The sequence below is a fragment of the Pantoea sp. PA1 genome (assembly GCF_056856975.1).
Window position 1 is genome coordinate 543889 of the sequence record NZ_JBXGEE010000002.1, and the last position, 26289, is coordinate 570177.

Annotated in this window: 24 protein-coding genes; 16 read left to right on the plus strand and 8 right to left on the minus strand. The window is 55.8% G+C overall.

Translation table 11 applies throughout. The features are described from left to right. Positions 1–121: 121 nt before the first annotated feature. Positions 122–1402 (minus strand): glutamate-1-semialdehyde 2,1-aminomutase, encoded by a 1281-nt coding sequence (gene hemL, locus AC1V0D_RS13245; protein WP_482907548.1) that lies wholly within the window; start codon positions 1400–1402, stop codon positions 122–124. A gap of 203 nt (positions 1403–1605) precedes the next feature. Between hemL and erpA the strand changes: the two genes are divergently transcribed. Then, positions 1606–1953, plus strand: a complete 348-nt coding sequence (gene erpA / locus AC1V0D_RS13250; protein WP_009092018.1) for an iron-sulfur cluster insertion protein ErpA — start codon at positions 1606–1608, stop codon at positions 1951–1953. Positions 1954–1983: 30 nt separating this feature from the next. Here the strand turns inward: erpA and AC1V0D_RS13255 are convergent, their stop codons facing one another. The 3 genes from AC1V0D_RS13255 to mtnN all read right to left on the minus strand — a co-directional run bounded on the left by AC1V0D_RS13255 (position 1984) and on the right by mtnN (position 3842). Beyond that, positions 1984–2235: a hypothetical protein gene (locus AC1V0D_RS13255; protein WP_009092016.1), complete on the minus strand. Its 252-nt coding sequence runs from the start codon at positions 2233–2235 to the stop codon at positions 1984–1986. 121 nt (positions 2236–2356) lie between these two features. Then, positions 2357–3151, minus strand: coding sequence for a vitamin B12 ABC transporter substrate-binding protein BtuF (btuF, locus tag AC1V0D_RS13260; RefSeq protein ID WP_154928392.1), 795 nt, complete (start codon positions 3149–3151; stop codon positions 2357–2359). Then, positions 3144–3842 carry a 5'-methylthioadenosine/S-adenosylhomocysteine nucleosidase gene (gene mtnN / locus AC1V0D_RS13265; protein WP_150028611.1) on the minus strand — a complete coding sequence of 233 codons (699 nt, stop codon included), beginning with the start codon at positions 3840–3842 and terminating at the stop codon, positions 3144–3146. The genes btuF and mtnN overlap by 8 nt, the downstream gene beginning before the upstream one ends. A 92-nt stretch (positions 3843–3934) precedes the next feature. Here mtnN and dgt point away from each other — a divergent pair, with 92 nt between their 5' ends. The 3 genes from dgt to AC1V0D_RS13280 all read left to right on the plus strand — a co-directional run bounded on the left by dgt (position 3935) and on the right by AC1V0D_RS13280 (position 8344). Further along, positions 3935–5425: a dGTPase gene (gene dgt, locus AC1V0D_RS13270; RefSeq protein ID WP_058958053.1), complete on the plus strand. Its 1491-nt coding sequence runs from the start codon at positions 3935–3937 to the stop codon at positions 5423–5425. Between the two features lie 134 nt (positions 5426–5559). After that, positions 5560–7002, plus strand: coding sequence for a serine endoprotease DegP (degP, locus tag AC1V0D_RS13275; RefSeq protein ID WP_009092009.1), 1443 nt, complete (start codon positions 5560–5562; stop codon positions 7000–7002). Between the two features lie 184 nt (positions 7003–7186). After that, positions 7187–8344 (plus strand): CdaR family transcriptional regulator, encoded by a 1158-nt coding sequence (locus tag AC1V0D_RS13280; RefSeq protein ID WP_140923146.1) that lies wholly within the window; start codon positions 7187–7189, stop codon positions 8342–8344. Between the two features lie 60 nt (positions 8345–8404). On the opposite strand, the gene AC1V0D_RS13285 is transcribed toward AC1V0D_RS13280, so the two are convergent. The 4 genes from AC1V0D_RS13285 to map form a co-directional block, all read right to left on the minus strand. Then, the gene (locus tag AC1V0D_RS13285) at positions 8405–8797 is read right to left on the minus strand and encodes a DUF3461 family protein (protein ID WP_009092005.1); all 393 of its coding nucleotides are present in this window, start codon (positions 8795–8797) and stop codon (positions 8405–8407) included. 224 nt (positions 8798–9021) lie between these two features. Further along, positions 9022–9846, minus strand: coding sequence for a 2,3,4,5-tetrahydropyridine-2,6-dicarboxylate N-succinyltransferase (dapD, locus tag AC1V0D_RS13290; protein WP_140923147.1), 825 nt, complete (start codon positions 9844–9846; stop codon positions 9022–9024). 81 nt (positions 9847–9927) lie between these two features. Continuing rightward, entirely contained in the window at positions 9928–12582 is a 2655-nt protein-coding gene (gene glnD / locus AC1V0D_RS13295; RefSeq protein WP_482907549.1) for a bifunctional uridylyltransferase/uridylyl-removing protein GlnD, read from the minus strand. Between the two features lie 66 nt (positions 12583–12648). After that, a complete protein-coding gene (gene map / locus AC1V0D_RS13300; RefSeq protein WP_482907550.1) occupies positions 12649–13443 on the minus strand; it encodes a type I methionyl aminopeptidase in 795 nt (264 codons plus the stop codon). A gap of 317 nt (positions 13444–13760) precedes the next feature. Between map and rpsB the strand changes: the two genes are divergently transcribed. The 12 genes from rpsB (at position 13761) to fabZ (ending at position 26288) form a co-directional block, all read left to right on the plus strand. Beyond that, a complete protein-coding gene (gene rpsB / locus AC1V0D_RS13305) occupies positions 13761–14486 on the plus strand; it encodes a 30S ribosomal protein S2 (RefSeq protein ID WP_009091997.1) in 726 nt (241 codons plus the stop codon). A gap of 181 nt (positions 14487–14667) precedes the next feature. After that, on the plus strand, positions 14668–15519 hold the full coding sequence (tsf, locus tag AC1V0D_RS13310) for a translation elongation factor Ts (RefSeq protein WP_009091996.1): 852 nt from the start codon (positions 14668–14670) through the stop codon (positions 15517–15519). Between the two features lie 157 nt (positions 15520–15676). Continuing rightward, on the plus strand, positions 15677–16402 hold the full coding sequence (pyrH, locus tag AC1V0D_RS13315; protein WP_009091994.1) for a UMP kinase: 726 nt from the start codon (positions 15677–15679) through the stop codon (positions 16400–16402). 143 nt (positions 16403–16545) lie between these two features. Next, entirely contained in the window at positions 16546–17103 is a 558-nt protein-coding gene (frr, locus tag AC1V0D_RS13320) for a ribosome recycling factor (RefSeq protein WP_009091992.1), read from the plus strand. Positions 17104–17214: 111 nt separating this feature from the next. Next, the gene (ispC, locus tag AC1V0D_RS13325) at positions 17215–18411 is read left to right on the plus strand and encodes a 1-deoxy-D-xylulose-5-phosphate reductoisomerase (RefSeq protein ID WP_046101259.1); all 1197 of its coding nucleotides are present in this window, start codon (positions 17215–17217) and stop codon (positions 18409–18411) included. Positions 18412–18592: 181 nt separating this feature from the next. Beyond that, complete coding sequence (gene ispU / locus AC1V0D_RS13330; RefSeq protein WP_009091989.1) at positions 18593–19345, plus strand: (2E,6E)-farnesyl-diphosphate-specific ditrans,polycis-undecaprenyl-diphosphate synthase; 753 nt, start codon at positions 18593–18595, stop codon at positions 19343–19345. An 18-nt stretch (positions 19346–19363) separates the two neighbouring features. Beyond that, on the plus strand, positions 19364–20221 hold the full coding sequence (cdsA, locus tag AC1V0D_RS13335; protein ID WP_009091988.1) for a phosphatidate cytidylyltransferase: 858 nt from the start codon (positions 19364–19366) through the stop codon (positions 20219–20221). 12 nt (positions 20222–20233) lie between these two features. After that, positions 20234–21583: a sigma E protease regulator RseP gene (gene rseP, locus AC1V0D_RS13340; protein ID WP_482907551.1), complete on the plus strand. Its 1350-nt coding sequence runs from the start codon at positions 20234–20236 to the stop codon at positions 21581–21583. 51 nt (positions 21584–21634) lie between these two features. Next, positions 21635–24046, plus strand: coding sequence for an outer membrane protein assembly factor BamA (gene bamA, locus AC1V0D_RS13345; protein ID WP_009091984.1), 2412 nt, complete (start codon positions 21635–21637; stop codon positions 24044–24046). A gap of 107 nt (positions 24047–24153) precedes the next feature. Beyond that, positions 24154–24651 carry a molecular chaperone Skp gene (gene skp / locus AC1V0D_RS13350; protein WP_003852644.1) on the plus strand — a complete coding sequence of 166 codons (498 nt, stop codon included), beginning with the start codon at positions 24154–24156 and terminating at the stop codon, positions 24649–24651. A gap of 3 nt (positions 24652–24654) precedes the next feature. Next, on the plus strand, positions 24655–25680 hold the full coding sequence (lpxD, locus tag AC1V0D_RS13355; RefSeq protein WP_058958057.1) for a UDP-3-O-(3-hydroxymyristoyl)glucosamine N-acyltransferase: 1026 nt from the start codon (positions 24655–24657) through the stop codon (positions 25678–25680). Between the two features lie 152 nt (positions 25681–25832). Continuing rightward, positions 25833–26288 (plus strand): 3-hydroxyacyl-ACP dehydratase FabZ, encoded by a 456-nt coding sequence (fabZ, locus tag AC1V0D_RS13360; RefSeq protein WP_009091980.1) that lies wholly within the window; start codon positions 25833–25835, stop codon positions 26286–26288. Position 26289 lies beyond the last annotated feature (1 nt).

The following is a 26289-nucleotide window of genomic DNA, read 5'->3' on the forward strand; positions in this document are numbered from 1 at the left end:
GCGCCATCCCTGGCGCGGGACGCTTTCCTCCTCTGCCTGTGTTCCCTGCGCATTGAGTTTCGTGTTGCTGTGAGATCCTGGATCGGATGCTACTGCCGATCTGCATCTCTACTGCAGCCTGTTACAGCTTCGCGAAACAACGACGCGCGGCATCGATGGTGTGCTGAATATCCACTTCGCTGTGTGCCAGCGACATAAAGCCCGCTTCATAAGCCGATGGAGCAAAGTAAACGCCTTCCTCCAGCATCAGATGGAAGAAGGTTTTAAAGCGCTCCACATCACAACGGGTCACGTCCGCGTAACAGGTCACGCTGTCAGCGTCGGTGAAGAAAAAGCCGAACATGCCGCCAACGTGGTTCACCACCAGCGGGATATTCTGCTCTTTCGCCGCATCACGCAGACCTTCAGCCAGCTGACGGGTCAGCGCATCCAGTTTCTCATGGGTGCCCGGCTGTGCAAGCTGAGTCAGACAGGCGTAGCCCGCCGCCATCGCGATCGGGTTACCGGAGAGTGTACCCGCCTGATAAACCGGACCGGTCGGGGCCAGCGCCGCCATCACTTCGCGACGGCCACCGAATGCGCCCACCGGCATACCGCCACCGATGATTTTACCCAGGCAGGTAAGATCGGGACGGACATTGTAGTGAGTCTGCGCGCCGCCCAGCGCAACGCGGAAACCGGTCATCACTTCGTCAATAATCAGCAGCGCACCAAACTCGTCGCACAGGGCGCGCAGGCCCGGCAGAAACTCAGGCTGTGGCGGAATGCAGTTCATGTTGCCCGCGACCGGCTCAACGATAATGGCGGCAATCGCCTCAGGGTATTGCTCAAACGCGCTGCGCACCGAGTCGAGGTCGTTAAAGGTGCAGGTCAGGGTATGTTTGGCGAAATCGGCCGGGACACCCGGCGAGTTTGGCTGACCGAGGGTCAGGGCACCGGAACCCGCTTTCACCAGCAGATGATCGGCATGGCCGTGATAGCAGCCTTCAAACTTGATGATTTTGTCGCGGCCGGTAAAGCCACGCGCCAGACGGATAGCGCTCATGGTCGCTTCGGTGCCGGAGTTCACCATCCGCACCATCTCCATGCTCGGCACCAGATCGCACACCAGTTGCGCCATGGTCACTTCCATGCCGGTCGGTGCGCCAAAGCTCAGGCCACGCCCGGCCGCTTCGATCACCGCATCGCGGATCGCCGCGTTGTTGTGACCCAGTACCATCGGGCCCCATGAGCCGACATAATCGATGTAGGCTTTGCCATCGGCGTCATAGAGACAGGCTCCGTCAGCGTGATCGATAAACAGCGGAACGCCGCCCACACCGGTAAATGCGCGTACTGGCGAGTTTACGCCACCCGGGATCAGGCGTTGTGCCTCGGCAAACAGTTGTTCGGACTTACTCATTTTCGGCTCCAGCGGTTCAGAAAAATAGGGTGCCATTCTACGGAAGAGGGGCAGCCGGCGAAAGGTGGTTTCACCCGCAGCGCCCCTTACAGAGGGGAAAGCGGCACAGAGTGCGAAGGGCAGAGCTTGATTGCGCTGAGGTGCTGACTGATAATAGCGTAATTAAGGTCGTTTTCTGACCTGGACGTTTAGCGGAGTAAAACATGAGTGATGAAGTAGTAGCACTGCCGTTGCAGTTTACCGACGCCGCAGCTAACAAGGTCAAGAACCTCATTGCCGATGAAGAGAACCCGGCGCTGAAACTGCGTGTCTATATCACCGGTGGCGGTTGCAGCGGTTTCCAGTATGGCTTCACCTTTGATGACCAGCTGAACGATGGCGACATGACGATTGAAAAGCAGGGCGTCTCGCTGGTGGTTGACCCGATGAGCCTGCAATATCTGGTGGGTGGATCGGTGGATTACACCGAAGGGCTGGAAGGTTCGCGCTTCATCGTGACCAACCCGAATGCGAAAACCACCTGTGGCTGTGGCTCCTCTTTCAGTATCTGATGATGCAGGCCGTCAATCTGACGGCCTCGTTTACCACTCTACCGTTACCAGACGGATTCCCTGCTTCTGACTTCCCTCTGTCCGGCTCTGGCTCTCTGTAATGCGCGGCTGCGCACTGGCCTGTCTGCCACAGTCAACCTGCGGTGCGGGCTGACCACGTGCCGTGTTAATTTCACAGCGTGAATAGATGACAAGCCTGGCGCCTATAGAGCCAGTGATCGATCCCGCACAGGCAGATCCGGCGATCGTCAGCCCTATGGCCAGCAGCAGTGCTCTGGTCATATAAAGTTCCTGGTGTTTAAAAGGCGCCGGGGCGCTAAAAGGAGGGCGAGCATACGTGGCTCGCCCGTCTCTGTTATTGATTAACGGCAAAAAGTGCGGCGGCTTTAATCAATTCGCTGATTTATCGATCGGGATGCAGGGCCGCACAGAGTTGCTGCGCCGCCAGCAGCAGTCGCGGGCCAGGGCGGCTAAGCCAGTCCTCGTTGATGGCGATCACCGGCACCCTGAGCTGCGGCTGCCAGAATGTCCGGATATTCTCCGCCTGCTGCGCATCGCCGCCCGTCACTATCGCCTGAGGATGGCGCATCAGAACCTGCTCGCGGCTCACCTGCGGCCAGCTGACGCGGCTGTCAGCAAAGATATTCCTGCCCCCGCAGAGGGTAACCATCTCATTCTGCATCGTCTCTCTGGCGGCGGTGAACAGCGGTTGCTGGCCAAACTGCAAAAAAAGCGGAACCGCAGCCAGGTGAGTATAGCGCTGGCGCAGCGCCGTTGCCTGCTGATGTAACTGCCGGGCCGCGCGGGCCGCCTGCTCCGGCCTGGGGCTCCAGTGACCCAGATCGGCCAGCGCCGCGATCATCTCATCCAGCGTCCGCGGATCGATCCACTTAACCGGTACACCGAGCTGCTGTAACTGGGCGATCTGCCGCTGCGGATTGCCGCCCCGCCAGGCCAGAACCAGATCGGGTTTAAGCTGCAGGATCCGTTCTGTTCTGATGCCCTGCCAGTCGGCAACCTGTTCAATCTGTTTTGCCTGTGGCGGAAAGTCGGACCAGGCGCTGACCGCAATCGGGGTGATCCCGGCGGCAAAGGCGAGCTCGGTGAGATGGGGAGCAAGGGTAATAACGCGGGGTGGGGAAGCCAGCAGGCTGCCGCTCAACAGCAGCAGCCAGCAGAAGAGCAGGGTTTTAGCCACGCGCCAGATGCGCCAGCAGGTTCTCCACCATCAGTGAAGATTGCTTTGCTGCCACGCTGAGGAACTCATCAAAACTGAGGTGCGACTCTTTGTCGGCCACGTCAGAGATGGCCCGCACCACCACAAATGGCACCTGGAACTGATGGCAGACGTGACCGATGGCGGTCGCTTCCATCTCAACCGCAATCGCCTGCGGGAACTGACTGCGAATGCGCGCCAGCGGTTCGGCGCCGTTGATAAAGGCATCTCCGCTGACCACCAGGCCGCGCACGGCATTCAGATCAAGCTGTTTAATGCAGGCTTCCGCTGCGGCGATGAGGGTGCTGTCTGCCACGAACGCGGCCGGACAACCCGCCATCTGACCCGGCTCGTAGCCAAAGGCCGTGACGTCCGCATCATGATAACGCACTTCTTCAGAGACCACGATATCGCCCACGCTGAGCGACGGCGCTAATCCACCCGCAGAGCCGGTGTTGATCACGACGTCAGGCTTGCAGAGTTGCAGCAGCAGCGTGGTACCCAGCGCGGCAGAGGTTTTACCAATGCCCGATTTCAGCAGTGCCACCTCAACGCCCTGCAGGGTGCCGGTATAAATTTCACAACCCGCCAGCGACAGCGTTTGACGGTTTTCAATTTTGTCGCGCAGCAGTGTGACTTCCTGCTCCATCGCGCCAATAATGCCTGCTTTCATAGTGAGTCCCGCTAATGTAAAAAATGAAAAATTAGGGCATAGTTTAGCATGGCATTCAGGGGATTAATTCACGAAAAAATAAGGGGTAATCCATGTCGGCGATCAATTTCAGGAAGAAGATCAGCTTCTCGCGCCCTTATACCAGTCGAAAAGATCCGGAAGGCGAATATTACATTACCCGCCATTTTGAGAGCGACCGCGGGCGGATTATCAACTCCGCCGCTATCCGTCGCCTGCAGCAGAAAACCCAGGTGTTCCCGCTGGAGCGCAACGCCGCCGTCCGCTCCCGCTTAACGCACTCGCTGGAGGTCCAGCAGACCGGCCGCTACATCACCAAAGAGATCCTGCAGACGCTGAAGATGCAGGGCGGGCTGGCGCAGTATGGTCTGGATGAGTTAGAGGGGGCGTTTGAAAGCCTGATAGAGATGGCGTGTCTGCTGCACGACGTCGGCAATCCGCCGTTTGGCCATTTTGGCGAGGCGGCGATCAACGACTGGTTTGAAGAAAATCTGCCTGCCGAACTGGTCGATCCGCTGGTGGCCGGTGTGGAAGGGGAGGCGCAGCGTCAGGCTTTTGATCAGCTCAACGCCACCATCCGCCAGGATCTCTGCCATTTTGAAGGCAACGCCCAGGCCATTCGCATGGTGCATACGCTGCTGCAACTCAATCTCAGCTATTCTCAGGTTGCCTGCATCCTGAAATATACGGCCCCCGCCTGGTGGCAGGGTGAAAAACCCGCCGAATTTAGCGTCCTGATGAAGAAACCGGGTTTTTATCTCTCTGAACAGGATTATATTACCGAGCTGCGTGCTGCCACCAATATGAAAGAGCACCACCGCTTTCCGCTCACCTATATAATGGAAGCCGCGGATGATATCTCCTATTGTATTGCCGATTTGGACGACGCTGTAGAAAAAGATATCTTCAATGTTGAGAGTTTGTATGAATTTCTCAATAAAGCCTGGGGGCCGGTTAAAAATAATGATGCTTTCAGCCGGACGATTGGCGAAGCCTGGCGTGAAGCCTGTAATAAAAAACGCCGCAGCCGCAGCGATCAATTTTTTATGTCATTACGCGTAAATGTTCAGAGTGTATTGGTCAGCTATGCGGTCAAGCGTTTTGTTGATAATCTGCCGGCCATATTTGACGGCAGTTTCAACCATGCGCTGCTGGAAGATGAGGGTGAAGAGGGGCGTTTGCTGCAGCTGTTTAAGACCGTCGCCCGTCAGCAGGTCTTTAACCATTCTGAAGTGGAACAGCTGGAACTGCAGGGTTATCGGGTCATCAGGGGCCTGCTGGAGATCTATCAGCCGCTGATGCGCCTCAATTACGAAGCCTTTACCACGCTGATAAATGAAGATTTCCTGCGTAAGCATCCCATCGAAACCCGGCTTTTCCATAAGCTCTCCGGTAAACACCGCAAAGCGTATTTACATAAGATGCGTAACCTGGTGGTGGAGCATAAATATCAGCGGCTGTTGTGGGAGCGTTATTATCGCTTCCGCCTTATTCAGGATTATATCAGCGGCATGACCGATCTCTATGCCTGGGATGAGTACCGGCGGCTGATGGCCGTAGAATAAGCCGCCAATTGTAAAGAGCGCGAATAAATTTTTACTTTTGCCTGAAACTTTTTAAGGAACTTCGCGCTAAAACATTTATCTCACCTTTCGACCACAGCAATGGTCTGAACAGTAATCTTACAGAGAAACGAAAAATGAAAAAAAAGACCTTAGTATTAAGTGCGCTGGCGTTAAGCCTGAGCATGGCGCTCGCCCCTGTTACTGTTTCTGCTGCGCAAACGGCCTCTTCAGATAGCCAGCAACTGCCAAGTCTGGCTCCAATGCTGGAGAAGGTCATGCCGTCTGTGGTCAGTATCAGCGTCGAGGGCACCACCACGGTTAAAACTCCCCGCATGCCACAACAGTTTCAGCAATTCTTTGGCGACAATTCGCCTTTCTGCCAGGACGGCTCTCCGTTCCAGGGCTCACCAATGTGCCAGGACGGTGGAGCAGGCGGTAACGGCGGAGCGCCAGGCCCGGATACCCAGCAGGAGAAATTCCGCGCGCTGGGATCGGGCGTCATCATTAACGCCGAAAAAGGCTATGTGGTCACCAACAACCACGTGGTGAACAACGCCACCAAAATTCAGGTGCAGCTGAGCGATGGCCGTCGCTATGACGCCAAAGTCATTGGCAAAGATCCGAGCTCCGATATTGCGCTGGTGCAGTTGCAGGACGCCAAAAACCTGACCGCGGTGAAAATCGCCGACTCTGACAGCCTGCGTGTGGGTGACTACACCGTGGCGATCGGTAACCCTTACGGACTGGGTGAAACCGTGACGTCAGGTATCGTCTCTGCGCTGGGACGCAGCGGCCTGAACGTGGAAAATTATGAGAACTTTATTCAGACCGATGCGGCGATTAACCGGGGTAACTCCGGCGGCGCGCTGGTTAACCTCAACGGTGAGCTGATCGGAATTAACACCGCGATTCTGGCACCGGATGGCGGCAACATTGGTATCGGCTTTGCTATCCCCAGCAACATGGTGAAAAACCTGACGGCGCAGATGGTGGAGTTTGGTCAGGTGAAACGGGGTGAGCTGGGCGTGCAGGGAACAGAGCTGAACTCCGAGCTGGCTAAAGCGATGAAGGTGGACGCACAGCGCGGTGCCTTTGTCAGCCAGGTGCTGCCGGACTCAGCTGCCGCCAAAGCGGGGATCAAAGCCGGTGACGTGATCGTCTCCATGAACGGCAAACCGCTCAGCAGCTTTGCCTCGCTGCGTGCGGAAGTGGGCTCACTGCCGGTGGGCACTACGCTGAAGCTGGGACTGCTGCGTGACGGCAAGCCGCTCGATGTCTCTGTCCAGCTGCAGCAGAGCAGCCAGGCGAAAGTTCAGTCTGCGACCATCTACACCGGCATTGAAGGCGCCGATCTCAGCAACATCGAAGCGGGTGCCAAAGGTGTGCGGGTGGATAACGTCAAACCGGGCAGTGCCGCGGCGCGTATCGGCCTGAAGAAGGGCGACGTGATTCAGGGCGTTAACCAGCAGGTGGTGACCAACCTGGGCGAGCTGCGTAAAGTCCTCGACACCAAACCATCGGTTCTGGCGCTGAACGTGAAGCGTGGCGACAATACGCTCTATCTGCTGATGCAGTAAGCGACGCGTAAAAACCTTTCAGGCGGATTGCGGTCCGCCTTTTTTATGCCCGCTCTCCGCCGTGGCAGAGTGTGATAGTGACCGCAAATCCGGGAAATCAGCGCCTGCCTCTGTGCAATTGCACAATGCTCCGCGTGCGACGCCTGCGTATTCTGTTGCTCCCCTATTTTTTCAGGAGTAATGGATGGCTGCCTATCACCTTGATGCCCGGCTGGCGCAGGATATCGTGGCGCGCACCATGAGAATTATCGACAGCAATGTCAACGTGATGGACGCGCGGGGCCGCATCATTGGCAGCGGCGACCCTGAACGCGTTGGAGAGTTGCACGAAGGCGCACTGCTGGTGCTCTCTCAGGGACGCGTGGTGGACATTGATGACGCCGTGGCTAAACATCTGCACGGCGTGCGGCCAGGCATCAACCTGCCGCTGCGCCTGGATGGCGATATTGCGGGTGTGATTGGCCTGACCGGCGAACCGCTGTCGCTGCGTCATTATGGCGAGCTGGTCTGTATGGCGGCAGAGATGATGCTGGAGCAGGCGCGGCTGCTGCACATGCTGGCCCAGGATAGCCGTCTGCGTGAAGAGCTGGTGCTGAATCTGATCCGCAGTGACACGCTGTCGCCGCAGCTGACCGAGTGGGCGCAGCGGCTCGGCATCGACCTCAATCAGCCTCGCGTTGCCGCTGTCATCGAGGTGGACAGCGGCCAGCTCGGCGTGGACAGCGCCATGTCAGAGTTGCAGAAGCTGCAGACACTGCTGACCACGCCGGAGCGCGATAATCTGATCGCCATTGTTTCGCTGACCGAAATGGTGGTGCTGAAACCCGCCCTGAATGCGCATGGACGCCACGATCAGGAGGATCATCGCCGCCGCATCGAGCAGTTGCTGCAGCGGATGAAAGAGAGCGGGCATCTGCGGATGCGTATTGCACTCGGCAATGTTTTTACCGGTCCCGGCAGCATTGCGCGCTCCTATCGCACCGCCCGCACCACCATGATGGTCGGCAAGCAGCGGATGCCGGAATTACGCAGCTACTTCTATCAGGATCTGGTGCTGCCGGTGCTGCTCGACAGCCTGCGAGGCGGCTGGCAGGCGAATGAGCTGGCGCGGCCACTGGCAAAGCTTAAAAGCATGGATAACAACGGCCTGCTGCGTCGTACGCTGATGGCCTGGTTCACCCACAACGTACAGCCGGGCGCCACTGCGCGCGCGCTGTTTATCCATCGCAATACGCTGGAGTACCGGCTGAACCGGATATCTGAACTGACCGGGCTTAATCTTGGGCAGTTTGATGACAGGCTGCTACTCTATGTGGCGTTGCAGCTGGATGAGCAGGGATAACACGCAAACAGCGGGCATAAAAAAGGCCAGCAGTACTGGCCTTTCCGATCGGGCAGGGAATTAACGACCGTTGCGGGTTAATTTTTCCAGGTCCGATTCAATCTCACTGATTTTGTGAGAAACCACGCTTTCCAGATGACGCAGGTCATCCAGAATTTTGCGTTTCAGATCCACTTCAACCTGGTCACGCTGGCAAATCTGGTCCAGTTCGTCGATGACATAACGCAGATTCGGGCTGATCTCCTGAACTTCTTTATAGCCCTGGGTCGCGTGATCGGCCACGACGGTTTTGCGCTGACGCGGATATTTGAATTTGACGCTTTTCGCGAAAAATTCACCTTTATCTTTGCGGAAGTAGATTTTCAGAATGTCGTTATTCGCTTCCTGACGCAGGCTGTAGCGATCGATGTCGTCCGGATTACTGATTCCTAAGCTTTTCAGATTGTCATACATGGCGTTGTTTCCATCAAAAGTGAGAAGCGCGCAGTCTTGTTCATGACGTCAGACAACTGTAGACATAAATCAGCGGGATGAACATTGCGCGACAGGATTTAACTGGCGCGGATTATGACCTGGATGAAATCTAAACGCACCCGTTCCTTCGCGGCGCGAATCAGGTTGATTTGGAATGGCTGTAAAGAAAAGATGACGGGCTGGTTTCCAGCCCGTCACTGACATCAGTCGATGGTGCGCAGCAGTTCGTTGATACCGGTTTTGCTCAGGGTTTTCGCGTCAACTTTCTTCACGATCACCGCACAGTAGAGGCTGTAGCTGCCATCTTTAGACGGCAGGTTACCGGAAACGACGACCGAACCGGCAGGAACGCGGCCGTAATGCACTTCGCCGGTTTCGCGGTCATAAATTTTGGTGCTCTGACCGATATAGACGCCCATTGAGATCACGGAGCCTTCTTCAACAATCACGCCTTCAACGATTTCAGAGCGTGCGCCAATGAAGCAGTTGTCTTCGATAATGGTCGGGTTTGCCTGCAGCGGTTCCAGCACGCCACCGATTCCCACGCCACCTGAGAGGTGAACGTTTTTGCCGATCTGCGCACAGGAGCCGACGGTCGCCCAGGTATCCACCATGGTGCCTTCATCGACGAAAGCGCCGATGTTGACATAAGAGGGCATCAGCACCGTGTTACGGGCAATGAACGCGCCCTGACGCACTGCCGCAGGCGGCACCACGCGGAAACCGGCGGCTTTAAAACGCGCCTCATCCCAGCCAGAAAACTTCATCGGCACTTTGTCGTAAAAACGGGTTTCTGCCCCTTCCATGACCTGATTGTCGTTGATGCGGAAAGAGAGCAGCACTGCTTTTTTCAGCCACTGATGCGTTACCCACTCGCCGTCGATCTTTTCAGAAACGCGCAGTTCGCCGCTGTCCAGCAGGGCGATCACCTGGTTGATGGCATCACGGGTTTCGCTGTCAACGCTGACGGGGGTAATGTCCGCGCGACGTTCAAAGGCGGATTCGATAACGCTTTGTAACTGTTGCATATTTTTTTCCTGATCGGTCATGTGCAATGCCGGGCACTTTCCCGGCACAAATAAAAATAGAGGATGATAAATCGTGTCTGGTCACACTTTATCGTTTGGATTAAGGGCCTCTGTCAACCGTTGTTGCAATGCTTTGCGCATTTCTTCGTCCAGCGCCTGCCGCTCACTGTTGGCCAGAATAAAGAGATCTTCGACCCGTTCGCCGATGGTGCTGATGCGCGCGCCATGCAGTGAAACCCCGAGATCGGCAAAGACTTCACCAACCCGGGCCAGCAGACCCGGCTGGTCCAGCGCCACCAGTTCCAGGTAGCTGCGCCGGTCGGTGTGGGTCGGCAGGAAGTTGACCTCGGTGTCCACACTAAAGTGCCGGAGTTTGGCTGACGGTCGGCGGGTGCGCGGCGGCACCCACTGCGACTGGGTTATCGCCTGCTCCAGCGCCTGAATGATCATCGGATGGCGATCCGGGGAGAGCGGACTGCCATCGGGTTCCAGCACAATAAAGGTATCCATGGCCATGCCGTCGCGGCTGGTGAAGATCTGAGCGTCATGGACGCTGAGATTGCGGCGGTCCAGTTCACCGGCGACAGCGGCAAACAGGTGGGGGCGATCGGGGCTCCAGATAAAAATCTCCGTTCCGCCGCGCGTGGCCTGCGGGCTGACCAGCACCAGCGGCTTCTTCAGGTCATGCACCAGCAGATGGCGGGCATGCCAGGCGATCTGATTTGGCGTATGGCGCAGGAAGTAGTCAGCGCGGCAGCGATTCCAGATCTGATGCAGGCGCTCCTCATCTATATTGTCCATCCGCAGCAGCGCCAGCGACTGCAGACGATGATGGCGCACCCGCTCGCGCAGATCCGGACTGTTCTCCATGCCACGACGCAGCTGCTTCTCCGTGGCGAAAAAGAGTTCGCGCAGCAGGCTCTGCTTCCAGCTGTTCCAGAGGCTCTCGTTGGTGGCGCAGATATCGGCCACCGTCAGGCAGACCAGATAGCGCAGCCGGTTTTCGTTCTGCATCACCTCCGCGAACTGCTGGATGACCGTCGGGTCCTGAATATCGCGCCGCTGAGCCGTGACCGACATCAGCAGATGATGGCGCACCAGCCAGGCCACCAGCTGTGTTTCCCGCGAGTTGAGGCCGTGCATCTCCGCGAAGTCGAGCGCGTCCTGTGCGCCGAGAATCGAGTGGTCACCGCCGCGCCCCTTGGCGATGTCATGCAGCAGCGCGGCCATCAGCAGCAGCTCCTGCTGAGGCAGGCGCGGCCACAGCTCGACGCACAGCGGATGCTGCGGACGGGTAGACTCGCTGGCGAAGCTCTCCAGCTTCTGCAGGACGCGAATGGTGTGCTCATCCACGGTGTAGGCGTGGAACAGATCAAACTGCATCTGGCCGACAATATGGCCCCACAGCGGCGTATAGGCCCACAGCACGCTGTGGCGATGCATCGGCACCAGCGCCCGGCTGACCGCGCCAGGATGGCGCAGAATCGACATAAACGTGCGGCGCGCCTCCGGGATCTGACACAGCGGCTGTTTCAGATGGCGGCGGGCATGGCGCAGGTGACGCAGGGTGGTGGAGTAGATGCCTTTGATGTTCTCGTTGCGCACCATGACGTAGAACATGCGCAGGATCGCCTGCGGCTCACGGGTGAACAGCGTTTCATCACGCAGGTCGATCAGGTCGCCACGCAGCTGAAAGTCGTCATCGACAGGTCTGGGCTTCTCATTGGTGGAGAGCGCCAGAATCGCCTCATCAAACAGCTGTAACAGCATCTGGTTCAGTTCACCGATGCGTCGCGTGCCCCGGTAGAAATCCTTCATCATCCGCTCGACCGGCTCGTTGCCTTCGCCCTGATAGTTCAGGCGCTGCGCCACGCTGAGCTGGCGATCAAACAGCAGGCGGTTATCGTAGCGGGGCAGGGAGAGGTGCAGCGCAAAGCGGATGCGCCAGAGAAACGCCTGGCATTCGTTGAGTTCGCTGCGCTCTGCCTCAGTGAGAAAGCCAAAGCCGACCATCTCATCCAGCGTGGTGGCACCGAAATGGCGTCGGGCGACCCATTGCAGCGTATGAATGTCACGCAGGCCGCCGGGGCTGCTTTTGATATCCGGCTCAAGGTTGTAGCTGGTGCCGTGATAACGTTTATGGCGCTCCTGCTGCTCTTCGATTTTGGCGGCAAAAAAGCGGGATGAGGGCCAGAAGCCGTCGCTGAAGACGTTCTTCTGCAACTCCAGGAACAGCGCCACGTCGCCGGTCAGCATGCGTGATTCAATCAGATTGGTGGCGACGGTGAGGTCAGATAGCCCCTCCAGCAGACACTCCTCCAGCGTGCGCACGCTGTGGCCCACTTCCAGCCGGAGATCCCACATCAGGGTCAGCAGTTCGCTGGTGCGCTGTGCCGCCTGGTCATCCAGCGGCTGACGGCTGAGGATCAGCACATCGATGTCAGAGAGCGGGTGGAGTTCGGCCCGCCCATAGCCGCCCACGGCCACCAGCGCGATGGCGGGCATCGCATCGAAGCCAAAGAAGCGCCACAGGCGGCGCAGCAGCCGATCGATAAACAGCGTACGGGCATCAATCAGCTGTTCCACGGCTTCACCGGCGTCGAATGCTGCAGCCAGATGCTGCTGGAACTGCTCCAGCCGCGGCTTCAGCAGGTCGCGCGTCAGCTGATCGTCACCCCATTCGGCCGGTGAATCGACCAGACCGTTTTTTACCTCTTCCGACAGGCTCACGCTCATGCTGCTCTTCTCTTTTTTAGCCAAAAAAAAGCCGGCACATGGCCGGCTTGATCTCTATCCGGGGAATTACCCCTCGGCGACGAGCACAGCAGGCAGCGTGTCGTCTTTGCGCAGGGTTAAAATCTCGCAGCCGTTTTCCGTCACCACAATAGTATGCTCATACTGCGCGGACAAGCTGCGATCTTTGGTTTTTACCGTCCAGCCATCTTTCATGGTGCGGATGCGGTAATCGCCGGCATTGACCATCGGTTCAACGGTAAAGGTCATGCCCGCCTGCAGCACGACGCCGCTGTCATCCGCATCGTAATGCAGCACCTGCGGCTCTTCGTGGAACCCTTTACCGATGCCGTGACCGCAATATTCACGCACCACGGAGAAGTCATTCGCTTCTACATACTTCTGGATAGCCCGGCCCAGCTCGCGCAGACGGATGCCTGGCTTGATCAGACGCAGTGAAAGATAGAGGCTCTCCTGGGTCACGCGGCAGAGGCGCTCGCCCTGAATGGTCGGTTTGCCGACAATAAACATCTTCGAGGTATCGCCGTGGTACTCATCTTTGATCACGGTGACGTCAATGTTGACGATATCGCCATCCTTTAACGGGCGATCGTCGCTCGGGATACCGTGGCACACTACTTCGTTCACCGAAATGCAGACCGACTTTGGAAAGCCGTGATAGCCGAGGCAGGCAGAGACAGCCTGCTGCTTTTGGGTAATATGATCGTGGCAGATGCGGTCCAGTTCACCGGTGGTCACACCCGGTTTAACGTGCGGTTCGATCATCTCCAGCACTTCGGCGGCCATGCGGCCCGCGACGCGCATTTTTTCGATTTCTTCAGCTGTTTTGATTGAAATTGGCATTAAATTAATCCGCATTTGTCGAAATTTTCGACAATAATAAGTTCTGTGCTGTCATGTTAGCAGCCAGAAAATGGGCTGCCAAATAGAGAACGCGCTGGCTTCCGTCAGCGATCATTTATTGGCGTCCCCCGGCGGTTTGTGGTATAAAGCGCGCCGACGATTCTCTGTATGGCCGTTTTGGTCAGCAGGAAACGCATAACTCTCATTATGTGTAATAAAACACACATGTATCGACACATACGCCGGGGTGCCTTGAAAGAGGTCGGTCGTATGGGATACATGGAGGCCCAACCCCAAATCAAATTTCAGAGGTAATCATGGCAACTGTTTCCATGCGCGACATGCTCCAGGCTGGTGTTCACTTCGGTCACCAGACCCGTTACTGGAACCCAAAAATGAAGCCATTCATTTTTGGTGCACGTAACAAGGTTCACATCATCAACCTGGAAAAAACCGTTCCTATGTTCAACGAAGCTCTGGCTGAACTGAACAAGATCGCTTCCCGTAAAGGTAAGATCCTGATCGTAGGTACCAAGCGCGCTGCTGCTGAAGCGGTAAAAGAGTCTGCACTGAGCTGCGACCAGTTCTTCGTAAACCACCGCTGGTTAGGTGGCATGCTGACTAACTGGAAAACCGTGCGTCAGTCAATCAAGCGTCTGAAAGATCTGGAGACTCAGTCTCAGGATGGTACTTTCGACAAACTGACCAAAAAAGAAGCGCTGATGCGTGCGCGTGAGCTGGCCAAGCTGGAAAACAGCCTGGGCGGTATCAAAGACATGGGCGGTCTGCCAGACGCGCTGTTTGTTGTTGATGCTGACCACGAACACATCGCAATCAAAGAAGCAAACAACCTGGGTATCCCGGTATTTGCTATCGTTGATACCAACTCTGATCCAGATGGCGTTGATTTCGTTATCCCAGGTAACGACGACGCAATCCGTGCTGTAAGCCTGTACCTGAATGCCGTTGCGACCACCGTTCGCGAAGGCCGTTCTCAGGATCTGGCTGAGCAAGCTGAAGAAGCGTCTTTAGAAAACGCTTAATAAGGTTTGCTCTGCATAAGAGCCCTTAGTATTCAGATGTGATCTGTAAGGGGCCTGTACTGGCCCCTTTATTTTATCTAAGTCTGTAACGCCCCCTGTCGGACGGCGGGACAGAGTAAATTTTCCGCAAATAAGTGTCTGCTGGTGCACATGTACTCAGGCACGAACCGAGGATTCTGGAATGGCTGACATTACCGCTGCATTGGTAAAAGAACTGCGCGAGCGTACTGGCGCTGGCATGATGGACTGCAAAAAAGCGCTGACCGAAGCGAACGGCGACATTGAGCTGGCGATTGAGAACATGCGTAAGTCTGGCGCAATCAAAGCAGCGAAAAAAGCAGGTAACGTTGCGGCTGATGGCGTGATCAAAACCAAGATCGTTGGCGACTACGGCGTGATTCTGGAAGTAAACTGCCAGACTGACTTCGTCGCAAAAGATGGCGGTTTCCAGGCATTCGCAGACAAAGTTCTGGACGCGGCTGCAGCCGATCGCGTAACCGATGTAGAAGTTCTGAAAGCGCAGTTCGAAGAAGAGCGCGTTGCACTGGTTGCTAAAATCGGTGAGAACATCAACATCCGTCGCGTCGCAATCCTGGAAGGTGCAGAGCTGGGCAGCTACCTGCACGGCGCACGTATCGGCGTACTGGTTTCAGCGAAAGGCGCTAACGAAGATCTGATCAAACAGATCGCTATGCACGTTGCGGCAAGCAAGCCTGAATTCGTTAAGCCAGAAGACGTTTCTGCTGACGTGGTTGAGAAAGAGTACCAGGTTCAGCTGGACATCGCGATGCAGTCTGGCAAGCCAAAAGAGATCGCAGAGAAGATGGTTGAAGGCCGCATGAAGAAATTCACCGGCGAAGTCTCTCTGACTGGTCAGGCTTTCGTTATCGACCCAAGCAAAACCGTTGGCCAGGCTCTGAAAGAGCAGGGCGCTGACGTCATCAACTTCATCCGCTTCGAAGTGGGCGAAGGCATCGAGAAAGTTGAGTCTGACTTCGCTGCAGAAGTTGCAGCCATGTCCAAGCAGTCTTAATGCTCTGAAAGAACCGCCAGATGGCGGTTCTTTTTTGTCTGTGAACCGCAACAGACACATTTTCAGTTTCATCCCAATAGCAATTTCATTGCGGTAAGCGGATGATCGATCACAATTTACTTCTCCTTTACACCCTATCTTCCAGGAAGAACTGACCATGGCGACCAACGCAAAACCTGTTTATCAACGTATCCTGCTTAAACTCAGCGGTGAAGCCCTGCAAGGCGCTGAAGGTTTTGGTATCGACGCGAGTGTGCTGGACCGTATGGCACAAGAGGTAAAAGAGCTGGTTGAGCTGGGCATCCAGGTTGGCGTTGTGATCGGCGGGGGTAACCTGTTCCGCGGAGCGGGCCTGGCACAGGCCGGGATGAACCGCGTTGTGGGTGACCACATGGGTATGCTGGCTACCGTAATGAACGGCCTGGCGATGCGTGATGCGCTGCACCGCGCCTATGTGAATGCCCGCCTGATGTCAGCGATTCCACTGAATGGCGTCTGCGATAACTACAGCTGGGCAGAGGCGATCAGCCTGCTGCGTAACAACCGCGTGGTGATCTTCTCCGCCGGTACCGGCAATCCGTTCTTCACCACCGATTCTGCAGCCTGCCTGCGCGGCATTGAGATTGAAGCGGATGTGGTCCTGAAAGCGACCAAAGTGGATGGCGTCTATTCCGCCGATCCGGTGAAAAACCCGGATGCGACCCTGTATGAGCAACTGACCTATACTGAAGTGCTGGATCAGGAGCTGAAAGTGATGGATCTTGCGGCCTTTACCCTGGCGCGTGACCACAAACTGCCTATCCGTGTTTTCAACATGAATAAGCCAGGCGCGCTGCGTCGCGTAGTGATGGGTGAAAAAGAAGGCACCCTGATTACGCATTAATACCCGAGGCGAGATAAAATAAGGTATATTCTGTCAGCGCGATGATGACGCATCGCGCACCAGTCAGGATTATCGATGATTATCGATCCCGCTTCCGGCCAGGCCGGAACTGGCCAGGTCAAACCGAATCCAAGGGTTTCAACGTGATTAACGACATCAAAAAAGATGCTGACACGCGCATGGAAAAATGCGTTGAAGCATTCAAAAACACCATCAGCAAAGTGCGCACGGGTCGTGCTTCCCCTTCGCTGCTTGACGGCATCGTCGTCGAATATTACGGCACGCCGACGCCACTGCGTCAGCTGGCTTCCGTCACTGTGGAAGACTCACGCACGCTGAAAATCAACGTGTTTGATCGCACCCTGAGTGCGGCAGTTGAAAAAGCGATCATGAAGTCCGATCTCGGTCTGAACCCAAGTTCAGCCGGCAGCGACATCCGTGTTCCGCTGCCTGCGCTGACCGAAGAGCGTCGTAAAGATCTGATTAAAATCGTGCGCGGCGAAGCCGAGCAGGGCCGTGTGTCGGTACGTAACGTCCGTCGCGATGCCAACGATAAAATCAAAGCGCTGCTGAAAGATAAAGAGATCAGCGAAGACGACGAACGTCGTGCGCAGGATGAAATCCAGAAAATGACGGATGCTTACATCAAGAAAGTGGATGCTGCACTGTCAGAAAAAGAGACGGAGCTGATGGATTTCTAATCCCATCGCTGCCGGAAAAAACGCCGTACAGAGAGGTATTCGTATGAATGCGACATCTGGCGGCGTTTTACATTGTGCCACTGTGCACCCTGACTTCACACGGATAGCTTCATGAAGCGATTAACTCTGCTGGGATCAACCGGCTCAATCGGCACCAGCACGCTGGCGGTGGTTCGCGCCAATCCGGCGCTCTATCAGATTACAGCACTGGTGGCCGGTCATAACGTGGCGCTGATGGCCGAACAGTGTGCAGCCTTTACCCCGCGCTACGCCTGCATGGCAGACGAAGCCTCCGCTGCTGCGTTGCGTGAGCGACTGAGAGCAATCAGGGTCAATACTGAAGTGCTCTCCGGCGTTCAGGCAGCCTGTGAGCTGGCCGCGCTGGATGAAGTGGATCAGGTGATGGCAGCGATTGTTGGCGCCTCCGGCCTGCTGCCGACGCTGGCAGCCATCCGTGCCGGAAAAACCGTGCTGCTGGCGAACAAAGAGTCCCTTGTCACCTGCGGCCGTTTGTTTATGGAGGCCGTGCGTCATCATCACGCACAGTTACTACCGGTCGACAGCGAGCATAACGCCATTTTTCAGAGTTTACCGGCTACCATCCAGCATCAGTTAGGTTACGCTGACCTGCGGGATAATGGCATCGAGTCGATTATCCTTACGGGATCAGGTGGTCCTTTTCGTGACACAGATTTAGCCGATCTCAGCGCCATGTCGCCCGATCAGGCCTGTGCTCATCCGAACTGGTCGATGGGGAGAAAAATCTCTGTCGACTCGGCCACCATGATGAATAAAGGTCTTGAGTACATTGAAGCCCGTTGGTTGTTCAACGCCAGCGCAGCGCAGATGGAAGTGATACTCCACCCGCAGTCGGTGATTCACTCCATGGTGCGATACTGCGATGGCAGCGTGCTGGCTCAGTTAGGTTCACCGGATATGCGTACGCCCATTGCTCACAGCATGGCCTGGCCTTCGCGCATCAATGCAGGCGTGACGCCGCTGGATTTCACCCGCATGTCGGCGCTGACGTTTGCTGAACCTGACTTTAATCGCTACCCCTGTCTGAAGCTGGCCATTGATGCCTGCGAAGCAGGGCAGGCGGCCACCACCACGCTCAATGCAGCCAACGAGGTTGCCGTTGCGGCTTTCCTGAATCACCAGATCCGCTTTACCGACATCGCTGCGCTGAACAGTGCGGTGCTGGCGGCACAGGTGTGTGCGGAACCGGATTCGGTGGACGCTGTCCTTGAAATCGATCGCTCTGCGCGCGCGCGGGCAACAGAAATGTTGTCGCGCTTCACGTCGTGACGCCGATCGATATGAGGCCATTTGTTCGCTTCAGGTGAAAATGGTATAGTCGCTGGCTCGCGTTTCACGGTCTGTCACCGAATTCGGTGTGGCCCGACACTGAGAATCTGTCGGGATTTGAATCGGGCGCAATGTATTCAGAAACCACAGCATTTCTGATGAAAGGAATTGGTTAAGCGTTATGTCGTCTAACAATCACAACAACACTGATGACCAGCAGGGAAACGGTCCGCGCCACGTCGCTATCATCATGGATGGCAACGGTCGCTGGGCCAAAAATCAGGGAAAATTGCGCATTTCAGGCCACAAAGCGGGCGTCAAATCGGTACGTCGTGCCGTTAGCTTTGCTGTCAGCAACAATCTCGAAGCCCTGACGCTTTACGCCTTCAGCAGTGAAAACTGGAGCCGTCCGGCGCAGGAAGTCACCGCGTTAATGGAACTGTTTGTCTGGGCACTCGACAGTGAAGTGAAGAGCCTGCACAAACACAACGTCCGGTTACGCGTCATTGGCGATACCAGCCGTTTCAGCCCGCGTATTCAGGAACGTATTCGCCGTTCTGAGACGCTGACTGCAAATAATAGTGGCCTGACGCTCAACATTGCTGCCAACTATGGCGGCCGTTGGGATATTATCGAAGGCGTGAAAAAACTGGCTGAACAGGTTCAGGAAGGCTTACTGCGTCCTGACCAGATTACCGAAGAGAGCCTGACGTCGCAGCTCTGTATGCAGGAGCTGGCGCCAGTGGATTTAGTGATAAGGACCGGGGGAGAGCATCGGATTAGCAACTTCCTGCTGTGGCAGATTGCCTATGCTGAATTCTATTTTACCGATGTGCTCTGGCCGGATTTCGATGAACACGTTTTTGAAGGTGCACTGAATGCATTCTCTCTGCGGGAGCGTCGTTTTGGCGGCGCTGCACCAGGCGGCGCCTGAGCAATCTGGGGGTAACCTTTGCTGAAGTCTCGTCTGATTACCGCGTTAATTTTAATTCCGCTGGTAATAGCTGCACTGTTCTGGTTACCACCTGTGGGTTTCGCAATTACCACCATCATTATCTGTATGCTGGCCGCCTGGGAATGGGGTCAGCTGGCAGGGATGGCATCCCGTCAGCAGCGCGTCTGGCTGGCGGTTCTTTGTGGCCTCTTACTGGCCCTGATGCAGTTTACTCTGCCTCCTTATCAGCATGATGTGCATCTGCCGCAGGTGGCGACATCGCTCTGGGCGTCGCTGGTGTGGTGGGTCGTTGCGCTGCTGCTGGTTCTCTCCTATCCCGCTTCGGCCGCCTTCTGGCGCCATTCACGTCCGCTTCGCCTGCTGTTTGGTCTCTTAACCCTGGTGCCTTTTTTCTGGGGCATGATGGCGCTGCGTCAGTATCACTATGAAACCGATCACTTTGCCGGGGCCTGGTGGCTGCTGTTTGTCATGCTGCTGGTGTGGGGCGCGGATTCAGGGGCCTACATGTTTGGCAAGATGTTCGGCAAACACAAGCTGGCGCCAAAGGTCTCACCGGGTAAAACCTGGGAAGGTTTTCTGGGCGGTCTGGTCTCTTCCGCGCTGATTGCGCTGCTGTTCGCAACGCTGGCCCCTCTGACGGTGTCAGCTGGCACGCTGGTGGTCTGCGCGGTGATTGCGACGCTGGCGTCGGTGCTGGGTGATCTCACCGAAAGTATGTTCAAACGCGAAGCGGGCATCAAAGACAGCGGTAATCTGATCCCCGGTCACGGCGGGATTCTGGATCGCATTGATAGTCTGACTGCGGCAGTGCCGGTGTTTGCCTGTTTATTGCTGCTGGTGTTTCGCACCCTTTAAGGACAGGCAAAGATGTTGAGCATAATCTGGAGTTTTGTCGCCTTTATCGTTGCGCTGGGCGTGCTGATTACCGTCCATGAATTTGGCCATTTCTGGGTCGCCCGTCGCTGCGGCGTCAAAGTTGAACGCTTTTCCATCGGTTTCGGTAAATCACTCTGGCGGCGTCGTGACCGCCAGGGCACCGAGTTTGTCATCGCGCTGATTCCCCTTGGCGGCTACGTGAAAATGCTCGACGAGCGTGTCGAGAGCGTGCCCGCCGAACTGCGTCATCAGGCTTTCAACAACAAAGCCGTCTGGCAGCGCGCTTCCATCATTGCGGCGGGTCCTGTCGCTAACTTCCTCTTTGCCATCTTTGCCTACTGGGTTGTGTTTATTCACGGCGTGCCGGGTGTGCGCCCGGTAATCGGTGAAATTTTAAACGGTTCGGTCGCGGCGGAAGCGCAAATTGCACCCGGTATGGAACTTAAGGCGGTTGACGGTATCGAAACGCCTGACTGGGATGCTGTGCGGATGGCGCTGGTGGGTAAAATCGGCGACAGCAGCACAACCCTGACGGTGGCACGATTTGGCGAGGACGCGACCCACGAGAAACAGCTGGATTTGCGTAACTGGCAGTTTGAGCCAGACAAGCAGGATCCGGTTGTCGCGCTGGGCATCCGGCCACGTGGTCCGCAGATTGAGACCACGCTGGCAGAAGTGCAGGCGAACTCGCCAGCCAGTGAAGCCGGTTTGCAAGCTGGCGACAGGATCGTTAAAGTCGATGGTCAGCCATTATCGCAGTGGCAGACTTTTGTCACGCAGGTCCGGGATAACCCGGGCAAAAGCATGGCGCTTGAGGTGGATCGCGGCGGTGATGCAATTACGCTGACCATGACGCCAGAAGCCAGATCGGGCAGCAAAGGCGAAGGATTTGCGGGTGTTATCCCGCGCATTGTCCCGCTGCCGGAAGAGTACAGAACGGTAAGACAGTATGGCGCGTTTGCGGCTATCGGTGAGGCCAGTGTAAAAACCTGGCAGCTGATGAAGCTTACCGTTTCTATGCTGGGCAAGTTAATCACGGGTGATGTGAAGCTGAACAACCTGAGCGGGCCAATCTCGATTGCGCAGGGTGCAGGGTTGTCAGCAGAGTATGGGTTGATTTACTACCTGATGTTCCTGGCGCTGATCAGCGTCAACCTGGGCATCATCAACCTGTTCCCATTGCCGGTTTTAGATGGTGGGCATCTGCTCTTCCTGGCGATCGAAAAGATCAAAGGTGGACCGGTGTCCGAGCGAGTTCAGGACTTTAGTTATCGCATCGGTTCGATTTTGCTGGTGCTGTTAATGGGGCTTGCACTTTTCAATGATTTCTCCCGTTTGTAACCGCTGGAACGCGAACATTCAGGGGATGTGTTAGGAAAACGCATAATAACGATGGCGATGAAAAAGTTGCTCATAGCGTCGCTGCTGTTTAGCAGCGCCACCGTTTACGGTGCAGACGATTTCGTGGTGAAGGATATTCATTTCGAAGGGCTGCAGCGAGTCGCCGTCGGCGCGGCTCTGCTGAGCATGCCAGTTCGGGTTGGCGATACGGTGAATGACGATGATGTCAGAAACACCATTCGCTCACTGTTCGCGACTGGCAACTTTGAGGATGTTCAGGTCCTGCGAGACGGTACAACGCTGATTGTCCAGGTCAAAGAACGTCCTACCATTGCCAGCATTACCTTCACCGGTAACAAAGCGGTGAAAGAGGATCAGCTGAAACAGAATCTGGAAGCCTCCGGTGTGCGTGTCGGCGAAGCGCTTGACCGTACCACGCTCTCTTCTATCGAGAAGGGCCTGGAGGATTTCTACTACAGCGTCGGTAAATATACGGCCAACGTGAAAGCGGTGGTCACGCCACTGCCGCGTAACCGTGTCGATCTGAAGCTGGTCTTTACGGAGGGTGTCTCTGCCAAAATTCAGCAGATCAACATCGTCGGTAACAAGGCGTTCAGTTCTGATGAACTGATCTCCCGCTTCCAGCTGCGCGATGAAGTGCCCTGGTGGAACGTGGTCGGCGACCGTAAATACCAGAAACAGAAACTGGCCGGTGACCTCGAAACCCTGCGCAGCTTCTATCTGGATCGCGGCTACGCCCGCTTTAATATCGATTCGACCCAGGTCAGCCTGACGCCGGATAAAAAAGGCATCTACATCACGGTCAACATCACTGAAGGCGATCAGTACAAAATCGCCGGCGTGATCGTGAATGGCAGCATGGCAGGCCACTCAGCAGAGATTGAACATCTGACCAAAATTCCGGCAGGCGAGCTCTATAACGGCGCCAAAGTCACGAAGATGGAAGATGACATCAAGAAACTGCTGGGCCGCTACGGCTACGCCTATCCGCGCGTCGTGACACAGCCTGAAATCAACGATGCTGATAAGACTGTCAAACTGCACATCAACGTCGATGCCGGCAACCGCTACTACGTGCGTCACGTTCGCTTTGAAGGTAACGACACCTCAAAAGATGCGGTGCTGCGTCGTGAAATGCGTCAGATGGAAGGGGCCTGGCTGGGCAGCGACCTGGTCGAGCAGGGCAAAGAGCGTCTGAACCGCACCGGTTACTTTGAAAACGTCGATGTGGATACCCAGCGCGTGCCAGGTTCACCGGATCAGGTTGATGTGGTCTACAAGGTTAAAGAGCGCAACACCGGGACCTTCAACTTCGGCGTCGGTTACGGCACCGAGAGTGGCGTAAGCTTCCAGGTCGGGGTCACGCAGGATAACTGGCTGGGCACCGGTAATACCGTCGGCATCAGCGGCACCAAAAATGACTACCAGACCTATGCCGAGTTCTCGCTGACTGACCCTTACTTCACCGTGGATGGGGTGAGTCTGGGTGGTCGTCTGTTCTATAACGACTTTAAAGCGGACAATGCCGACCTCTCTGACTATACCAACAAGAGCTATGGTCTGGATGGCACGCTGGGCTTCCCGGTTAACGAAAACAACACCCTGCGTGTCGGTCTGGGCTATGTCCATAACGACCTCTCCAACATGCAGCCGCAGGTGGCGATGTGGCGTTATCTGGATTCAGTCGGCAAGCCGCAGCAGCTGGATGATAAAGGCGAATTCTCTGCTGATGACTTCACCTTCAACTACGGCTGGACCTACAACACGCTGGACCGTGGCTTCTTCCCGACGGCGGGTAACCGCACCAACCTGAACGGTAAGGTGACGATTCCTGGCTCAGACAACAGCTTCTACAAGGCCACGCTGGACACCCAGCAGTATGTGCCGATTAACCAGGATCACACCTGGGTGCTGCTGGGTCGCGGCCGTGTGGGTTACGGTGATGGTCTCGGCGGCAAAGAGATGCCGTTCTATGAGAACTTCTACGCCGGTGGTTCCAGTACCGTTCGTGGCTTCCAGTCCAATACCATTGGTCCGAAGGCTGCCTACTACAATAACAACTCGTCGAATTGCCGCCTGGCCGATCCGGATGGCATCTGTAAGTCTGACGATGCGGTCGGCGGAAACGCCATGGCGATTGCCAGCCTTGAGCTGATCACGCCAACGCCGTTCCTGAGCGAGAAGTATGCTAACTCGGTACGTACCTCGGTGTTTGTCGATACCGGTACCGCATGGGATACCCACTGGGAAAACACGGCCGAAACTCGTGCGGCGGGCATTCCGGACTACAGCGATCCTAACAATATCCGCGTTTCAAGCGGTGTTGCGCTGCAGTGGATGTCACCGCTCGGCCCGCTGGTGTTCTCTTACGCCCAGCCGATAAAGAAAGTGGATGGAGACAAGTCAGAGCAGTTCCAGTTTAACATTGGTAAAACCTGGTAATGTTCTGAGCATGGATGCATAGCTGAAGTCTTGCTGCCGGACAGCGCAGGCTGTTCCGGGGCAAACACTGTGTCGCTGACACAAACGTTGATGGTAAGGAGTTTATAGTGAAAAAGTTGTTGTGTGCCGCAGGTCTGGGTCTTGCTTTAGCGGTTTCCGCTGGTGTTCAGGCTGCTGACAAAATTGCAGTGGTAAACGTGTCCAGCATTTTCCAACAGTTACCGCAACGTGCGACTGTTGCTAAACAGCTGGAAAATGAGTTCAAAGGCCGTGCAACTGAGCTGCAGAGCCAGGAACGCGATCTGCAAACTAAAATGCAGCGTTTACAGCGTGACGGCTCTACCATGAAGGCCAGCGAACGCAGCCGTATGGAAAAAGATGTCATGTCTCAGCGTGAAGCTTTCTCTTCAAAAGCCCAGGCCTTTGAGCAGGATAACCGCCGTCGTCAGATGGAAGAGCGTAACAAGCTGCTGAGCCGCATTCAGGACGCCGTGAAGAAAGTCGCTGACAGCGATGGTTACGATGTCGTGATCGACGCGAACGCGGTGGCTTATGCATCAAACGCAAAAGACATTACTGCTGACGTGCTGAAACAGGTTAAATAATTCATGGCATCTATTCGACTGGCTGATTTAGCCCAGCAGTTGGATGCAGAATTGCACGGAGATGGCGATATCGTCATCTCCGGCATTGCTTCTATGCAATCCGCCACAACTGGCCAAATCACATTTCTTGCAAACAGCCGTTACCGCGAGCAACTCGCCCTGATAAAGGCTTCAGCCGTGGTGCTGACGGAAGCGGATCTGGAGTGGTGCAATACGGCAGCGCTGGTGGTGAAAAATCCCTACCTGACCTATGCGCGTATGGCACAGATACTCGATACCACCCCCCAGCCCGCGCAGAATATCGCGCCCAGCGCGGTGATCGACCCTTCAGCCCGACTCGGCAACAACGTCGCGATTGGCGCTAACGCCGTCATCGAAGCGGATGTGGAGCTGGGCGACAACGTGGTGATCGGCGCAGGCTGCTTTGTGGGCAAAAAAACCCGCATCGGTCGTGGTACCCGTCTCTGGGCCAACGTCTCCGTTTATCATGAGATTCAGATCGGCCAGGATTGTCTGATTCAGTCAGGCACCGTCATCGGTTCTGATGGCTTCGGCTATGCCAACGATCGCGGTAACTGGGTGAAAATCCCGCAGTTAGGCGCGGTAATTATCGGCGATCGGGTGGAAATTGGTGCCTGCACTACCATCGATCGCGGTGCGCTGGATAACACTCTGATAGGCAATGGTGTTATCATAGACAACCAGTGCCAGATCGCTCACAACGTAGTTATTGGTGACAATACTGCGGTTGCAGGCGGTGTGATCATGGCGGGTAGTTTGAAAATTGGACGTTACTGTATGATTGGCGGTGCCAGCGTCATTAACGGCCATATGGAAATCTGTGACAAAGTCACCGTGACCGGTATGGGCATGGTCATGCGTCCTATCACAGAGCCTGGCGTCTATTCCTCAGGCATTCCGCTGCAACCCAACAAAACCTGGCGCAAAACTGCAGCGCTGGTGATGAACATCGATGACATGAGCAAACGCTTAAAAGCCATCGAGCGCAAGGTCGGCAAAGACGACTGACCGCCATCCCAAAACTGACCGGCTTTCATAATAAAAATGTTAAGCAGGGAAGCCCGGCGCCACAGAACCTATTTGCGGCCTGCGGAAGATCATTTTGATCTGTGCAGGCCGTGTTATTGATGTCATCAGATTTTTAGGACAGGAAGAGTATTTTGACTACTGAAACTCATACTCTGAAAATTGAAGAGATTTTAGAGCTGCTGCCGCACCGCTATCCGTTTCTGCTGGTAGACCGCGTGCTGGAATTTGAAGAGCACAAATACCTGCGTGCAGTGAAGAACGTTTCTGTTAACGAACCGTTTTTCCAGGGGCATTTCCCTGGTAAACCGATTTTTCCTGGCGTTCTTATCCTGGAAGCGATGGCGCAGGCCACCGGTATTCTGGCGTTTAAAAGCGTAGGTAAACTGGAGCCAGGTGAACTCTATTATTTTGCCGGTATCGACAACGCCCGCTTCAAGCGCCCTGTGGTACCAGGCGACCAGATGATCATGGAAGTCACTTTCGAGAAAACCCGCCGTGGTCTGACCCGCTTCAAAGGCGTGGCGACTGTCGACGGTAAAATCGTTTGTGAAGCGACCATGATGTGTGCCCGCAGCCGGGAGGCATAAT

Bases quoted from the DNA above. Each gene is read 5' to 3' on its own strand.
- hemL (WP_482907548.1), bottom strand. From the start codon at position 1,402: ATGAGTAAGTCCGAACAACTGTTTGCCGAGGCACAACGCCTGATCCCG.
- dapD (WP_140923147.1), bottom strand. From the start codon at position 9,846: ATGCAACAGTTACAAAGCGTTATCGAATCCGCCTTTGAACGTCGCGCG.
- degP (WP_009092009.1), top strand. From the start codon at position 5,560: ATGAAAAAAAAGACCTTAGTATTAAGTGCGCTGGCGTTAAGCCTGAGC.
- ispU (WP_009091989.1), top strand. From the start codon at position 18,593: ATGTCGTCTAACAATCACAACAACACTGATGACCAGCAGGGAAACGGT.
- ispC (WP_046101259.1), top strand. From the start codon at position 17,215: ATGAAGCGATTAACTCTGCTGGGATCAACCGGCTCAATCGGCACCAGC.
- lpxD (WP_058958057.1), top strand. From the start codon at position 24,655: ATGGCATCTATTCGACTGGCTGATTTAGCCCAGCAGTTGGATGCAGAA.
- AC1V0D_RS13285 (WP_009092005.1), bottom strand. From the start codon at position 8,797: ATGTATGACAATCTGAAAAGCTTAGGAATCAGTAATCCGGACGACATC.
- tsf (WP_009091996.1), top strand. From the start codon at position 14,668: ATGGCTGACATTACCGCTGCATTGGTAAAAGAACTGCGCGAGCGTACT.
- rpsB (WP_009091997.1), top strand. From the start codon at position 13,761: ATGGCAACTGTTTCCATGCGCGACATGCTCCAGGCTGGTGTTCACTTC.
- map (WP_482907550.1), bottom strand. From the start codon at position 13,443: ATGCCAATTTCAATCAAAACAGCTGAAGAAATCGAAAAAATGCGCGTC.
- mtnN (WP_150028611.1), bottom strand. From the start codon at position 3,842: ATGAAAGCAGGCATTATTGGCGCGATGGAGCAGGAAGTCACACTGCTG.
- bamA (WP_009091984.1), top strand. From the start codon at position 21,635: ATGGCGATGAAAAAGTTGCTCATAGCGTCGCTGCTGTTTAGCAGCGCC.
- pyrH (WP_009091994.1), top strand. From the start codon at position 15,677: ATGGCGACCAACGCAAAACCTGTTTATCAACGTATCCTGCTTAAACTC.
- AC1V0D_RS13280 (WP_140923146.1), top strand. From the start codon at position 7,187: ATGGCTGCCTATCACCTTGATGCCCGGCTGGCGCAGGATATCGTGGCG.
- glnD (WP_482907549.1), bottom strand. From the start codon at position 12,582: ATGAGCGTGAGCCTGTCGGAAGAGGTAAAAAACGGTCTGGTCGATTCA.
- dgt (WP_058958053.1), top strand. From the start codon at position 3,935: ATGTCGGCGATCAATTTCAGGAAGAAGATCAGCTTCTCGCGCCCTTAT.
- AC1V0D_RS13255 (WP_009092016.1), bottom strand. From the start codon at position 2,235: ATGACCAGAGCACTGCTGCTGGCCATAGGGCTGACGATCGCCGGATCT.
- erpA (WP_009092018.1), top strand. From the start codon at position 1,606: ATGAGTGATGAAGTAGTAGCACTGCCGTTGCAGTTTACCGACGCCGCA.
- rseP (WP_482907551.1), top strand. From the start codon at position 20,234: ATGTTGAGCATAATCTGGAGTTTTGTCGCCTTTATCGTTGCGCTGGGC.